At 64.6% G+C, this 13,100-nt stretch carries 11 protein-coding genes; 8 read left to right on the top strand and 3 right to left on the bottom strand.

The genetic code is table 11. The annotated features are described in order from the left end of the window. The first annotated feature begins 26 nt into the window (after positions 1–26). Both NCR35_RS02970 and NCR35_RS02975 read left to right on the top strand, forming a co-directional pair. Positions 27–791, top strand: coding sequence for an enoyl-CoA hydratase (locus NCR35_RS02970; RefSeq protein WP_250532976.1), 765 nt, complete (start codon positions 27–29; stop codon positions 789–791). Between the two features lie 58 nt (positions 792–849). Beyond that, positions 850–1,248 carry a lysozyme inhibitor LprI family protein gene (locus tag NCR35_RS02975; RefSeq protein WP_250532977.1) on the top strand — a complete coding sequence of 133 codons (399 nt, stop codon included), beginning with the start codon at positions 850–852 and terminating at the stop codon, positions 1,246–1,248. A 21-nt stretch (positions 1,249–1,269) separates the two neighbouring features. Here NCR35_RS02975 and fdhD read toward each other — a convergent pair whose 3' ends face one another. Further along, entirely contained in the window at positions 1,270–2,097 is an 828-nt protein-coding gene (fdhD, locus tag NCR35_RS02980; protein WP_244847865.1) for a formate dehydrogenase accessory sulfurtransferase FdhD, read from the bottom strand. A 148-nt stretch (positions 2,098–2,245) separates the two neighbouring features. Here fdhD and NCR35_RS02985 point away from each other — a divergent pair, with 148 nt between their 5' ends. Then, positions 2,246–2,725, top strand: coding sequence for a nitrate reductase associated protein (locus tag NCR35_RS02985; RefSeq protein ID WP_250532978.1), 480 nt, complete (start codon positions 2,246–2,248; stop codon positions 2,723–2,725). A 187-nt stretch (positions 2,726–2,912) separates the two neighbouring features. Next, a complete protein-coding gene (locus NCR35_RS02990; RefSeq protein ID WP_250532979.1) occupies positions 2,913–6,035 on the top strand; it encodes a sensor domain-containing protein in 3,123 nt (1,040 codons plus the stop codon). A gap of 6 nt (positions 6,036–6,041) precedes the next feature. Here the strand turns inward: NCR35_RS02990 and NCR35_RS02995 are convergent, their stop codons facing one another. Continuing rightward, positions 6,042–6,437 (bottom strand): acyl-CoA thioesterase, encoded by a 396-nt coding sequence (locus NCR35_RS02995; protein WP_175939432.1) that lies wholly within the window; start codon positions 6,435–6,437, stop codon positions 6,042–6,044. Positions 6,438–6,668: 231 nt separating this feature from the next. Here NCR35_RS02995 and NCR35_RS03000 point away from each other — a divergent pair, with 231 nt between their 5' ends. Together NCR35_RS03000 and NCR35_RS03005 are read left to right on the top strand one after the other, a co-directional pair. Further along, complete coding sequence (locus NCR35_RS03000; protein ID WP_250532980.1) at positions 6,669–8,546, top strand: ABCB family ABC transporter ATP-binding protein/permease; 1,878 nt, start codon at positions 6,669–6,671, stop codon at positions 8,544–8,546. A 94-nt stretch (positions 8,547–8,640) separates the two neighbouring features. Then, a complete protein-coding gene (locus NCR35_RS03005; RefSeq protein ID WP_250532981.1) occupies positions 8,641–8,844 on the top strand; it encodes a DUF805 domain-containing protein in 204 nt (67 codons plus the stop codon). Between the two features lie 9 nt (positions 8,845–8,853). On the opposite strand, the gene NCR35_RS03010 is transcribed toward NCR35_RS03005, so the two are convergent. Then, positions 8,854–10,242 (bottom strand): MFS transporter, encoded by a 1,389-nt coding sequence (locus NCR35_RS03010; protein ID WP_250532982.1) that lies wholly within the window; start codon positions 10,240–10,242, stop codon positions 8,854–8,856. A 279-nt stretch (positions 10,243–10,521) separates the two neighbouring features. Here NCR35_RS03010 and NCR35_RS03015 point away from each other — a divergent pair, with 279 nt between their 5' ends. Together NCR35_RS03015 and NCR35_RS03020 are read left to right on the top strand one after the other, a co-directional pair. Continuing rightward, positions 10,522–11,493 carry a LysR substrate-binding domain-containing protein gene (locus NCR35_RS03015; RefSeq protein WP_250532983.1) on the top strand — a complete coding sequence of 324 codons (972 nt, stop codon included), beginning with the start codon at positions 10,522–10,524 and terminating at the stop codon, positions 11,491–11,493. A 109-nt stretch (positions 11,494–11,602) separates the two neighbouring features. After that, on the top strand, positions 11,603–12,895 hold the full coding sequence (locus tag NCR35_RS03020) for a Glu/Leu/Phe/Val family dehydrogenase (protein WP_250532984.1): 1,293 nt from the start codon (positions 11,603–11,605) through the stop codon (positions 12,893–12,895). The last annotated feature ends 205 nt before the right edge of the window (positions 12,896–13,100 follow it).

Here is a 13,100-nt window from a genome sequence, read left to right on the forward strand (position 1 = left end):
GGGCCAACAACAAGAGGAGACGCCGCATGGATATCGTCATCGAACGTGCGCAAGGCGTGTTGAGCATCGTCTTGAATCGCGCCGAGAAGAAGAACGCCATCACGGCGGCCATGTATCAGGAAATGGCCGACGGCCTGTACGAAGCGGAAAACGACCCGACGGTGCGCGCGGTGCTGCTGCGCGGCAACGGCGGCGCGTTCAGCGCGGGCAACGATCTGGAAGACTTCCTGAACGATCCGCCGAAGAATCTCGATGCGCCCGTGTTCCAGTTCCTGCGACGCCTGAGCGGCATGCCTAAGCCGGTGGTCGCGGCGGTATCGGGCGTGGCGGTCGGCATCGGCACGACGATGCTTTTGCACTGCGATATCGTCTACGCCGCGAAGAACGCCAAGTTCTCGCTGCCGTTCGTGCAGCTCGGGCTGTGTCCGGAGGCGGCGTCGAGTCTGCTCTTGCCGCGCATCGCGGGTTATCAGCGGGCGGCGGAAAAGCTGCTGCTCGGCGAGGCGTTCGACGTGAACGAAGCGATCAGCATGGGCTTCGTCAACGGCGCGATCGATGCCGCGGAACTCGATGCGTTTGCTTTCGAGCGAGCGAGACGGTTGGCGGCGCTGCCGGCGTCATCGCTCAAAACGACGAAGGCGCTGATGAAGAACGAGCAACGCAACGAAGTGGCCGCGCGCATGGAAGAAGAGGCGGCGCATTTTTCGCGGATGCTCGAAGGGCCGGAGGCGCGCGAGGCGTTTGCGGCGTTTCTGGAGAAGCGGAAGGCGGATTTCAGCCGGTTTCAGTAATGCCGTGCCGCTGAAGAAGCGGCACGCAGCCAATGCCGTTCACGCGGAGACACGTTTCATGCGACTCGTACCGTTTCTTCTCGCAACCCTTGTCTGTGCGCCCGTGCCCGCGTGGGCGGACTCGTCGGCGTGCATGAACAACGCGAGTACGCAAATGGCGATGGACGAGTGCGTGGGCCGCGAATTCAAAGCCGCCGATCAAAAGCTCAACGACACGTACCGCACGCTGCTGACGAAGGTGAGCAAAGACGGCGCGGAGCAATTACGCAAGGCGCAGCGCGCGTGGCTCGCATGGCGCGATGCGCAATGCACGTTCGACACCATGGGCACGCGCGGCGGCAGCATCAATTCGATGGAAAACGCGATGTGCGTCGAAAAGCTGACGCGAGAGCAAACCGCGCATCTCGCCGCGCAGTTGCACTGCAAGGAAGGCGACGTGTCGTGCGGCGGTCAGTGAGCGCCGCCTTCACTCCACGTCTCACTCCACCTCATACTCCACGAACCCCGCCTCCCGCGCAAAACTCACGAGCCGCAACCCCGCCTGCTTCGCGATGGCAATAGCGAGCGACGTCGGCGCGGAGATAGTCGCGACCATCGGCACGCCGACGCGCGCCGACTTGCGCACGAGTTCATAGCTCGCGCGGCTCGACAGAAACACGAAGCCCTGCGTCGTGTTCTCGCGTCGCAGCACGAGTTCTCCGATGAGCTTGTCCAGCGCGTTATGACGGCCGACGTCTTCGAACGCATACCGCACGGCGCCGGTCTCATCGCACCAGGCGGCGGCATGCAGTCCGCCGGTGAGCTTCGTCAAGCGCTGATGCGCCGGCAGTTCGCGAGCCGCGCGCTCGATGGCATCGGGCGCGACGCGCGCCAGAAAGCCGGTATCCGGCACGCGCTCCGGCTGAAGATCCAGCAAGTCGATGCTCTCGATGCCGCACACGCCGCAGCCCGTGCGCCCCGCGAGCGCGCGGCGCTTGTCCTTCAGCGACGCGAATGCCTGCTGCACGACTTGCAGATGCACTTCGGCATGCGGCAGCGCGTGACCGTCGTCGCGGTAATAGACTTCGATGTCGTGAATATCGCTGCCACGCTCGACAATGCCTTCGGTCAACGAGAAGCCCACGGCGAACGCTTCGAGATCGCGCGGCGTACACATCATCACCGCGTGCGAGATGCCGTTATAGACCAGCGCGACGGGCCATTCCTGTCCGACGTTATCGTTTGCGACGGCGCTTTCTCCGCCGCGATGTCTTCTCACGCGCCGTTCGACATAGCCCGGCTGCTCTTCAGTTTCCAGTGGGTCCACCTTGTTCTCCCTACACTGCATGGTCCGGGTATGAGCATTGCTGACTCAACCTGCTGCTTGCACGGTTTCAGCCCAGTACCAAGCCCTACAATAACTTAAGCGGGCGATGCGCGCCGGCGCGCGCCCCTCACTCAAATGAGGCTACGCCATGGGACTTTACGATACCGCTCGTCTCTTCGGGTTCGAGATCGAATCCTCGGACAATCTGCGCTTCATTCCGCTCTCGGTACGCTTCAACCTCGACCGCTTCGGCATGCGCATCACGCTCGATCAATGGCAGATGCTTCCGTATGACGATCGCGTGCTGCTCGCGCGTTTTCCGGTCGAAGACGATATCGAGCTGGAGAAGAACTTCGATCTCGCGCTCGAGGAAATGCTGAAGACGCATGCGAATGCCGCGCCGGAAAAAATCGAGCGCGACGCCGATCCGGTCTGGGCCCACGCCGACGCCGTGCCCGAAGCCGTCATCCGCCAGAGCAGCTTGGCGGGCCTGAGCGCGCCGAGCCTCTCGCGCTGGGCCGCGCTCGACCGCTTTCAGCGTTACGCGCTCGCCAAGCTCTCGCGCAACACCGACAAACTCAATCACGACTTCCTGCCCGCCATGCGCGAGTTCGGTCTCGCCGAATGAGCGTATGCGCGTCATGAGCGGCTGATTTTCGCGGGCAGCCCTCAAGCCCGCGCGAAAGCTGCCGTTATCCGCGTTATCCATCAATCGCGGTGCGAGCCTGCCGGTTCGCGCCGCGCTTTTGCGTGGGCGCGCGCCGGGCATGACGCTCGCGGCGCGGCCACCGCAGCAAAGGAACCGCTTGCCGCTCATGACTCGTTTCCTCTCCGGGCGATTCCTCGTGAACGTCGCCGTCGTGCTGGCCGCGCTCGGCGCGAACGCATTCGTCGCGTGTCAGGGAATCGTCGAACTTCGCGCGACCAACGCGAGCACGCTCCGCTCAATGAGCCTGATGCGCGACCTCGCCGCGTATCGCGGGGCGCTCGGCGAGGCGCTCACGCAACTGAGCCGCTTCGAGGCGACGGGCATCGCCGAGCCGGCCGCGCAGCACGAAGCGCGAGAGAAGCATCTCGACGCGCTCGAAAGCGGGCTGCGCGCGCAAATCGCGATGCAACCCGGTGCAGGCGACGCCTTCGATGCGCTCGCCGCGCGCGCGGCCGCCATGCGCTCCGACGCAAACCTGGCCGACGAGCGCACACACCGCGCAAGCGCCGATGAATCGCGCGCCTGGGCCGACACCGCGTTCGTGCTGCTCTCCGAAGACCAGCAGGCGCTCGACGATGCACTCGCGGCGCTGCGAGACCGCATCGACACGGCGACCACGGCGGCGCTCGACCGCTCCGCGCAGGCATCGGGCGGCGCCATGCTGCTGCTCGCGTTCACGATGTTGCTCGGCAGCGGCGCGCTCATCACGCTCTTCGTGACTCACGAGCGTTCGGCGCGCGAGAAGATCGGCGTCGCGCGGGCGAAGCATCGCAGCAACGAGCGCTTTCGCAGCATGTTCGAGGCGCATCCGGTGCCGATGTGGATCGTCGATCGCGACACCATGCGCTTCGTCGCCGTGAACCCGGCGGCGCGCGAGCATTTCGGCTACTCGGAAGCCGAGTTCATGGAGATGACGCTGCGCGATCTGCACGTCGCCGACGACTTCGACCGTTTCGCCGCGCGGCTTGCGCGCAGCGAAGGCGAGACGGGCGAAGCGGGGAAGCGCGCGACGCGCGGCCAGCGTTCGGGCGGCGTGTGGCGTTACCGGCATCGCGATGGCGCGACTATCAGCGCGGACGTCTCGCATCACGCGCTGACGTATTCGAACCGGCCGGGCCTCTTCATGCTGGCGAACGACGTGACCGACCGCATCAACGCGGAAGCCGAGGCGCGCCGCTCGAACGAGATGCTCGAAACGATCATCGACAACATTCCGCAGCGCGTGTTCTGGAAGGACCGCGATCTGCGCTATCTCGGCTGCAACAACGCCTTCGCCCGCGACGCGGGACTCGCGTACAACGAGCAGATCGTCGGCAAGACGGATTACGAACTGCCGTGGAGCGCCGCGGCCGACGTGATCCGCGCCGACGATCAGGAAGTGGTTCTGACCACCGTGCCGAAGATGCACCACGAGCACGACGTGCTCGTCGGCGACACGCTGCATACGGTCGTCATCAGCAAGCTGCCGCTGATGGACGGCGAAGGCGCGACCATCGGCGTGCTCGGCTCCTATCACGACGTAACCGACCGCAAGCGTGCCGAACTCGCGTTGCGTCTGCAAAGCCGCGCGCTGGATGCGAGCGTGAACGCTATTCTCATCACCGGCGTCGTGAACGGCGCGCACGTGATCGAGTATGCGAATCCGGCGTTCAAGCGCATCACGGGCTATGACCCGAGCGAAGTGATCGGCCGCGATTGCCGCTTCCTGCATGGCCCGGACGGCGAGCAGGAAGGGCTCACGTCGATTCGCCGCGCGCTCGCCGTGAACGCGGAAGCGAGCGTCGTGCTGCGCAACTACCGCAAGGACGGCGGGCTTTTCTGGAACCAGTTGTTCGTCGCGCCCGTGCCGAACGCGCAAGGGCACACGACGCATCACATCGGCATCATCAACGACGTGACCGACCTGATGAACTATCAGGAACAGCTCGAATATCAGGCGAATTACGACACGCTCACGCGCCTGCCCAACCGCAACCTGCTGCGCGACCGCCTTCAACATGCGATCGATGAGGCGCGGCGGCGCAACTCGCGGATCGCGGTCGTGTTCATGGACCTCGACGGCTTCAAGAACGTGAACGACAGCCTCGGACACAGCGTCGGCGACAGGCTGCTCGCGGTGATCGGCGAGCGGCTCGCGCGCTCGGCGCGTTCGGGCGATACGGTGGCGCGTCATGGCGGCGACGAGTTCGTGATCGTGCTGCCGGATCTGGCCGACGAAGCCGCGCTCATCGCGTGGATGGAGCGCACGCGCGCGACGATCTCCGAGCCGATCTGGCTCGACGAAACGGAACTCTATGTCGGTTGCAGCATGGGCGCGAGCGTCTTCCCGCAAGACGGCGACGACGCCGAAACCGTGCTGAAGAAAGCCGATCTCGCGATGTATCGCGCGAAGGACATGGGCCGCAACACGTATCAGTTCTATCAGCCCGAGATGAACGCGAGCGTCGGCGCGCGGCTGGATATGGAGCGGCGTCTGCGGCGCGGTCTGCGCGACGGCGAATTCCTGCTGCACTATCAGCCGCAAGTCGATATGGCGACGGGCGCGATCGTCGGCATCGAGGCGCTGGTGCGCTGGCGCGATCCGGAGCAAGGGCTCGTGTCGCCGGCCGCGTTCATTCCGGTCGCGGAAGAGTGCGGACTGATCGGGCCGCTGTCGGAATGGGTGTTGCGCGAGGCGTGCCGTCAGAACAAGGCGTGGCAGGACGCGGGGCTGCCGCCCGCGCGCGTGTCGGTGAATCTGTCCGCGCGACATTTCCAGCAGCGCGATATCGCGACGCTCGTCACGTCCGTGCTCGCCGAAACGGGGCTTGCGCCGCATTATCTGGAGCTCGAACTGACCGAAAGCGCGATCATGCGCAACGCCGAGGACGCCGTGATGATGCTCTCCGAGCTATCGGCGCTCGGCATCGGCATTGCCATCGACGACTTCGGCACCGGCTATTCGAGCCTGTCGTACCTCAAGCGGTTCCCGGTGCATCGGCTGAAGATCGACCGGTCCTTCGTCGCGGATATCGGCTCGTCCGGCGACGACGAAACGATCACCTCCGCGATCATCGCGCTCGCGCATTCGCTGGAATTGCAGGTGATCGCGGAAGGCGTCGAGACGCCGGCGCAGCACGAATTCCTGCGCGAGCGCGATTGCGACGAGATGCAGGGCTTTCTGTTCTCGCGTCCGATGCCGCAGGAAGCCATTCCCGGCCTGCTGCGGCACGGCGTGCTGGTGAACTGAGCGCGTTCAGTCAAGCGGAGGCAGGGCGCGCGGGCGGCGGTCGTGGTCGGTGGCGACATAGGTGAGCGTCGCTTCCGTCACCTTGACGACTTCCTCCGCGAGACTCATGCGCTGCGCGAAGACTTCGACGGAAATGGTGATCGACGTATTGCCGGTCTTCACGATATCCGCGTAGAAGCTCAACAGATCCCCGACGAATACCGGCTGCTTGAAGAGAAACGAATTGACCGCGATGGTCGCGACGCGGCCGTTCGCGCGCCGGCTCGCCGGGATGGAGCCGGCGATGTCGACTTGCGCCATGATCCAGCCGCCGAAGACGTCGCCGTGCACGTTCGCGTCGGCAGGTTGCGGCACCACGCGCAGCGCGACGGGTTTCTGAGGTAGCTTGGAATCTTGCGGCATGAAAGGGTCCCGGTTGACGTCGTCGTTGCGTGCAGAGGATGGCCGCGAGCGTGGCCCTGATCCTTCTGCGACAATGCATGAGTTATAAGAATAGGCCGAAGGATAGCCCGCCCCTTGGGCGCCCCGGCCTTCGGCAAATTGTACGGGAAGCGCGCGCCCGCGTGCGCCCGCTTAAAGACTAGCAAAAGGCGTCCCCGCGCCGCGCGCGACGCGCCCTCTCCACTTCAATACATGCGCCGCTATTCCAACACCGAGCCCGGTCCGGTCGCACAAGGTCCGCGCAACGACTGGCAGACGATCCGCTCGCTGCTGCCTTATCTCACCACTTACAAATGGCGCGTCGCGTTCGCGCTGACGTGCCTGATCGGCGCGAAGGTCGCCAATCTCGGCGTGCCGATCGTGATGAAGCGCATCGTCGATAGCCTCGCCTCGGTGCAGCATCTCACCGCGCTCGGCCGCGCGCATGATGCGCCGGGCATCGTGCTCATCGGCGGCATCGGGCTGCTCGTGATCGCGTATGCGGGCGTGCGGCTGTCGACTTCGCTCTTCACCGAACTGCGCGAACTGCTCTTCGCCAAAGTGACCGAAAGCGCCGTGCGCCAACTTGCGCTGAAGGTGTTTCGGCATCTGCATTCGCTGTCGCTGCGCTTTCATCTGGAGCGGCAGACGGGCGGCATGTCGCGCGACATCGAGCGCGGCACGCGCGGCATTCAGCAACTCGTCTCGTATTCGCTGTACAGCATATTGCCGACGCTCGTTGAAGTCGGGCTCGTGCTCGCGTTCTTCGTGACGAAGTACGAGGCGTATTACGCGATCGTCACGTTCATCGCGCTCTGCACGTATATCGCGTTCACGGTGAAAGTGACGGAGTGGCGCACGCACTATCGACGCACGATGAACGAGCTCGATTCGAAGGCCAATTCGCGCGCCATCGATTCCCTGCTCAACTACGAGACGGTGAAGTACTTCGGCAACGAAGAATGGGAAACGCGCCGCTACGACGAGAATCTGCAGCGTTACCGCGCGGCCGCGATCAAATCGCAGCGGTCGCTTTCGATGCTGAACTTCGGGCAGCAGACGATCATCGGCCTCGGGCTCGTGTTTATTCTCTGGCGCGCGACGCAGGGCGTGATGGCGGGGCGGCTCACGCTCGGCGATCTCGTGCTCATCAACACGTTCATGTTGCAGCTTTATATTCCGCTGAATTTTCTCGGCGTGGTGTATCGCGAATTGAAGCAGGCGCTGACCGACATGGACCGCATGTTCACGCTGCTCGGCGCGGGCCGCGAAGTGCCGGATGCGCCAAATGCCCCGCCGCTCGACGTGACAGGCGGCGAGGTGCGTTTCGAGAACGTGAGCTTCGCGTATGAACCCGCGCGGCAGATTCTGCATAACGTCGATTTCACCATCGCGGCGGGCACGACGACCGCTGTCGTCGGCCATAGCGGCTCGGGCAAATCCACGCTCGGGCGGCTGCTTTTTCGCTTCTACGACCTGGACCGCGCGACGGGCGGGCGCATCGTCATCGACGGGCAGGACATTCGCGATGTGACGCAGGATTCGCTGCGCGCGTCCATCGGCATCGTGCCGCAGGACACCGTGCTCTTCAACGATTCGATCTACTACAACATCGCGTATGGACGGCCTTCTGCGAGCCGCGAAGAAGTGATGGCGGCGGCGCGCGCAGCGCATATTCACGACTTCATCGAGGCGTTGCCGGCGGGTTACGACACGACTGTCGGCGAGCGCGGTTTGAAGCTGTCGGGCGGCGAGAAGCAGCGCGTGGCGATTGCGCGCACGCTGTTGAAGAACCCGCCGATCCTTATCTTCGACGAAGCGACATCCGCGCTGGATTCGAAGTCGGAGCGCGCCATTCAGCGCGAACTCGATTCCATCGCCCGCGAGCGGACGACGCTCATCATTGCGCACCGGCTCTCGACGGTCGTGCATGCCGAGCAGATCATCGTGATGGATCATGGACGCGTGGTCGAGCGCGGCACGCATGCGGAGTTGCTCCGGGCGGGCGGGCTCTTTGCGCAGATGTGGGCGTTGCAGCAGCAGCGGACGGTCGAGCCTGCCGTCGAACGGGACGATGCGGCGAAGGTTTGAAGGAAAAATCTGAAAGTCGCGGTCGAACGGACCGCGGCTATCCGAGGCTGATATATAGTCTCGCTGAATTAATTAGGCGTACTGCGGAACGAGCATGGAAAGTTTAAGCATTTGGCACTGGCTGATCGTTATCTTCTTTTGCGTGGTGACCATCTACCCGTGCGCGCGCATTGTGAAGCGCACCGGACACTCCGGCTGGTGGGTGCTCACCGGACTGCTGCCCATCGTGAACCTGGTCGTGCTGTGGGTCTTCGCCTTCGCGCGCTGGCCGGCAATCGAAAGCGATCGCCGGCCATGAATCGCCGCATCATTCCATCGCGTGTGCGCCGTTGATCGCAACGGCGTCGTGTCCTTGCGACGACGTTGCCGACCACCGCAGCCATTGCGAACGCAGCAGGAATAGCGCGCCGAATGCGCAGGTCGCGAGCACGCCGAATGTCGCAAAGCCCATCTGATAGCTGCCGGTGCTTTCCTTCGCAATGCCCATGATCACCGGCAGATAGAAGCCGCCGATGCCGCCCGCCGCGCCGACGATGCCGGACAGCAGCCCGGTCTTTCCCTTCCAGCGATGCGGCACGAGCTGGAACGTCGAGCCGTTGCCTAGCCCGAACGCGATGTACAGGCACACGAGCAGGCCGAGCCCGCCCGCGACCGGCGGCATCCAGATGGCGAACGCGAAATCGGCGGCGGCGATAACGGCGAGCAGCACAAGCAGAGCGCGCACGCCGGTCACGCGATCCGCGACATAGCCGCCGAACGGCCGCACGATCGCGCCGAGAAACGCGAGCAGCGACATGAAGAGCCCGGCTTCGAGCTTCGGCATCTGATAGAGCGACGTCAGCAGCAGCGTCACATACGAGGACATGCCGACGAAGCCGCCGAACGTGATGCTGTAGATGAGCATGATGACCCACGTATCGCGTTCGCCGAGCACGGAGCGATAGCGGCGCGGCAGCACGGCAATGGCGATGAGCGCGCCGAGCACCGGCAGCAGCAGGACGCCCGTGCGTCCCGCGCCGAACACGCCGCCGTGCACCGCGAGCACGAGCACGACGAGGCTCACGAGTGTCACCGCGAAGCTGGCGAGCGCGCGCAACGTGCTGCCGGTTTTTTCGCCCGCATCCGATGCCCATGCGAACAGCGCGGCAGCCGTGATCGCGAGCAGCGGCAGCGCGGCGGCGGTCGATGCCTTCCAGCCGAAGGCATCGGCCAGATGCGGGAACAGGAAACCGTCGAGCACCGCGCCGATGTTGCCGGCGGCGGCGAGACCCAGCACGAGCCCTTGCACCTTCGGCGGATAGTTGCTGCCCGCCATCGGCAACGCGACGGCGAAGCTCGCGCCGCCCATGCCGAGGAACACGCCGAGCACGAGCAAGAGCGCATATGACGGCACGCCGGGAACGAGCGGCAGCACGATCGACGGAATCGACGAGAGCAGCACGCCCATGAGCGCGACGCGGCGGCCATCGGTCGATTGATACAGATTGCCGAGCGTCACGCGCAGGATCGCGGCGGCCAGCACTGGCACCGCGACGAGAAAGCCCTGTTGCGCCGCCGACATCGTGATGTCGCGCCCGATGAACGGCGCAAGCGGCCCGTACAACACCCAGACGGTAAAGCCCGTATCGAAGTAGAGAAAGCAGGCGAGAAGCGAGCGCCAGTTGCCGCTCTTGAGCGATGTAATGAGATTGGACATGAGTGTTCCGGGTGGGGCGCTGTCGCGCTTATGGCGTTGTGTTCGCGGCGGCCCGGATTTTTGCAAGCATCATGCCAATTTGCGTCGATGCCGCGCGCCTCAATGCGGGCGCGGCTCGGCACGGGCAGGACAAGCGAGCGCGCCTAGAGAAAGGCCGCACCTCGCCCGTGCGCCATGCGTGCGCGTGGTGCGGCAGGCCTCGGCTTGAATCATCGGACGCGCCCGCGCCCGCTAAAATGCCTGCTTCCCGCATCCGGCGCGGCACGGCGCGACTCCAGCATGGAACTCAAATGGCTCGAAGACTTCGTTTCGCTCGCGGAGACGCGCAGCTTCAGCCGCTCGGCCGAGCTTCGCCATATCACGCAGCCTGCGTTCTCGCGGCGCATCCAGGCGCTCGAAGCCTGGCTCGGCACTGAACTGATCGACCGTTCCGTCTATCCGACGCGGCTCACGCAAGCCGGACAGGTCTTCTACGAGCAGGCGCTCGCCATGCTCTCGCAGTTCCACGAAGCGCGCACGCTCTTGCGCGGGCAGGGCGGCGCGCCGGCGGCGACCATCGAATTCGCGGTGCCGCACACGCTTTCGCTCACCTACTTTCCGCGCTGGCTGCAGCACATCGAGGCGCGGCTCGGACGCATCCGCACGCGGCTGCGCGCGCTCAACGTGCACGACGCGGTGCTCTCGCTCGTCGAAGGCGGCTGCGACCTCGTGATGGGCTATCACCATCCGAGCCATCCGGTCGCGCTCGATCCCGCCCGCTACGACATGCTGACGCTCGGCCTCGAACCGATCAGCCCGTTCTCCGCGCCGAACAAGGCAGGACGCGCGCGCTACACGCTGCCCGCCAGCGCCGATACGCCCGTGCCGTATCTCTCGTACACGCCCAACGCTTACCTCGGCCGCATGACCGAGGTGATCATCGCGACGGCGCCCGCGCGTCTGCATCTCGACAAAGTGTATGAAACGGATATGGCGGAAGGTCTCAAAGCGATGGCGCTCGCGGGGCACGGCGTCGCGTTCCTGCCGCATAGTGCAGTGGAAGATGCAGTCGAGGAAGGGCGGCTCATCCGGCTCGATCGGGGAACGCGCGGCACGCCCGCGGGTCAGTTCACGTTGACGATGGAGATCCGCCTCTATCGCGACAAGATGGCTTCGCAAGGCGACGATCCGCGCCAGGCGCTCGTCCGTGCGCTATGGGACGCAGTCGGTGAAGAACTGCTGAAGGCGTCGGCGGAAACGTCCGCCGCGTAAGGCTTCCGGAGGTTATGCAAGAAACGCATGATCGGATAAGGAAACGGCATTGGATTTGGAAACGCCGTTTTTCGACAATTGACGTATTCCACAAACCGCTGGAGCATCAATGTCCTCTCCGAAGCTTGACCATGCCATTCCCTCGTATTTGCACGCCGACGATCTCGGCCCCTGGGGGAACTATCTGCGGCAGGTCGATCGCGTGGCGCCGTACCTCGGCTCTCTCTCGCGCTGGCTCGAAACCCTCAAGCGTCCGAAGCGCATTCTGATCGTCGATTGCCCGATCGAGCTGGATAACGGCACGGTCGCGCACTTCGAAGGCTATCGCGTGCAGCACAACACGTCGCGCGGTCCCGGCAAGGGCGGCGTGCGGTATCACCAGGACGTGACGCTTTCGGAAGTCATGGCGCTGTCCGCGTGGATGTCGGTGAAGAACGCGGCGGTGAACGTGCCGTACGGCGGCGCGAAGGGCGGCATCCGCGTCGATCCGCGCACGCTGTCGCGCGGCGAGTTGGAGCGCGTGACGCGCCGCTACACGAGCGAGATCGGCATCATCATCGGGCCGAACACGGACATTCCCGCGCCGGACGTGAACACGAACGAGCAGATCATGGCGTGGATGATGGACACCTACTCCATGAACCAGGGCCAGACGGCAACGGGCGTCGTGACCGGCAAGCCGATCTCGCTCGGCGGCTCGCTCGGCCGCAAGGAAGCGACGGGACGCGGGGTGTTCGTCGTCGGCACGGAAGCCGCGCGGCGCGTCGGGCTGGAGATCGAAGGCGCGCGCATCGCGGTGCAGGGCTTCGGCAACGTCGGCGGCATCGCGGCGCGTCTTTTCGAAGAAGCGGGCGCGCGCGTGATCGCGGTGCAGGATCACACCGGCACGCTCTATAACTCGAAAGGCATCAATACGGTGGCGCTTGCCGAGCACGTCGCGAAGAACGGCGGCGTCGGCGGTTTCGCGGGCGCGGACCCTGTCTCGAAGGACGAGTTCTGGACCATCGAAAGCGACATCCTGATCCCGGCCGCGCTCGAAGGGCAGATTACCGAGCAGAACGCGCCGAAGATCAAGACGAAGATCATCGTCGAAGGCGCGAACGGCCCGACGACGACCGCAGCCGACGACATCCTCCACGACAAGGGCGTGCTCATCATTCCGGACGTCGTGGCGAACGCGGGCGGCGTGACGGTTTCCTACTTCGAGTGGGTGCAGGACTTCTCCAGCTTCTTCTGGACCGAAGACGAGATTAACCAGCGCCTCGAGCGCGTGATGCGCGAAGCGTTCGCGGCGGTCTGGCAAGTGGCGAGCGAGCAGCAGGTTTCGGTGCGCACGGCTGCGTTTATCGTCGCGTGTACGCGCATTTTGATGGCGCGCGAAATGCGCGGCCTGTACCCCTGATCGCGTGCTCGAGCGCGTTCATCGCAAGAGCTGTAAGGCGCGGCGTTGCAGCCGCGCCACCTCCCCGTGAAAGTGGGGGGGGGGGGGGGGGGCGCCCCCCCCCTTTTTTTTTTATTTTGTGTATTTTTCGGGCGGCCGGCGGTCGCAGGTGGGGTTCTCTACACACACGGACAAAAAAAAAAAACACCCTATAAAAAAAAAAAAT

It is taken from the genome of Caballeronia sp. AZ10_KS36, from assembly GCF_023631105.1.
Lineage (GTDB): Bacteria > Pseudomonadota > Gammaproteobacteria > Burkholderiales > Burkholderiaceae > Caballeronia.

Coding starts and splice junctions, on each gene's coding strand:
- NCR35_RS03015 (WP_250532983.1), top strand. CDS start 10,522: ATGGAACTCAAATGGCTCGAAGACTTCGTTTCGCTCGCGGAGACGCGC.
- NCR35_RS03010 (WP_250532982.1), bottom strand. CDS start 10,242: ATGTCCAATCTCATTACATCGCTCAAGAGCGGCAACTGGCGCTCGCTT.
- NCR35_RS02970 (WP_250532976.1), top strand. CDS start 27: ATGGATATCGTCATCGAACGTGCGCAAGGCGTGTTGAGCATCGTCTTG.
- NCR35_RS03000 (WP_250532980.1), top strand. CDS start 6,669: ATGCGCCGCTATTCCAACACCGAGCCCGGTCCGGTCGCACAAGGTCCG.
- NCR35_RS02985 (WP_250532978.1), top strand. CDS start 2,246: ATGGGACTTTACGATACCGCTCGTCTCTTCGGGTTCGAGATCGAATCC.
- NCR35_RS02995 (WP_175939432.1), bottom strand. CDS start 6,437: ATGCCGCAAGATTCCAAGCTACCTCAGAAACCCGTCGCGCTGCGCGTG.
- NCR35_RS02975 (WP_250532977.1), top strand. CDS start 850: ATGCGACTCGTACCGTTTCTTCTCGCAACCCTTGTCTGTGCGCCCGTG.
- NCR35_RS02990 (WP_250532979.1), top strand. CDS start 2,913: ATGACTCGTTTCCTCTCCGGGCGATTCCTCGTGAACGTCGCCGTCGTG.
- NCR35_RS03020 (WP_250532984.1), top strand. CDS start 11,603: ATGTCCTCTCCGAAGCTTGACCATGCCATTCCCTCGTATTTGCACGCC.
- NCR35_RS03005 (WP_250532981.1), top strand. CDS start 8,641: ATGGAAAGTTTAAGCATTTGGCACTGGCTGATCGTTATCTTCTTTTGC.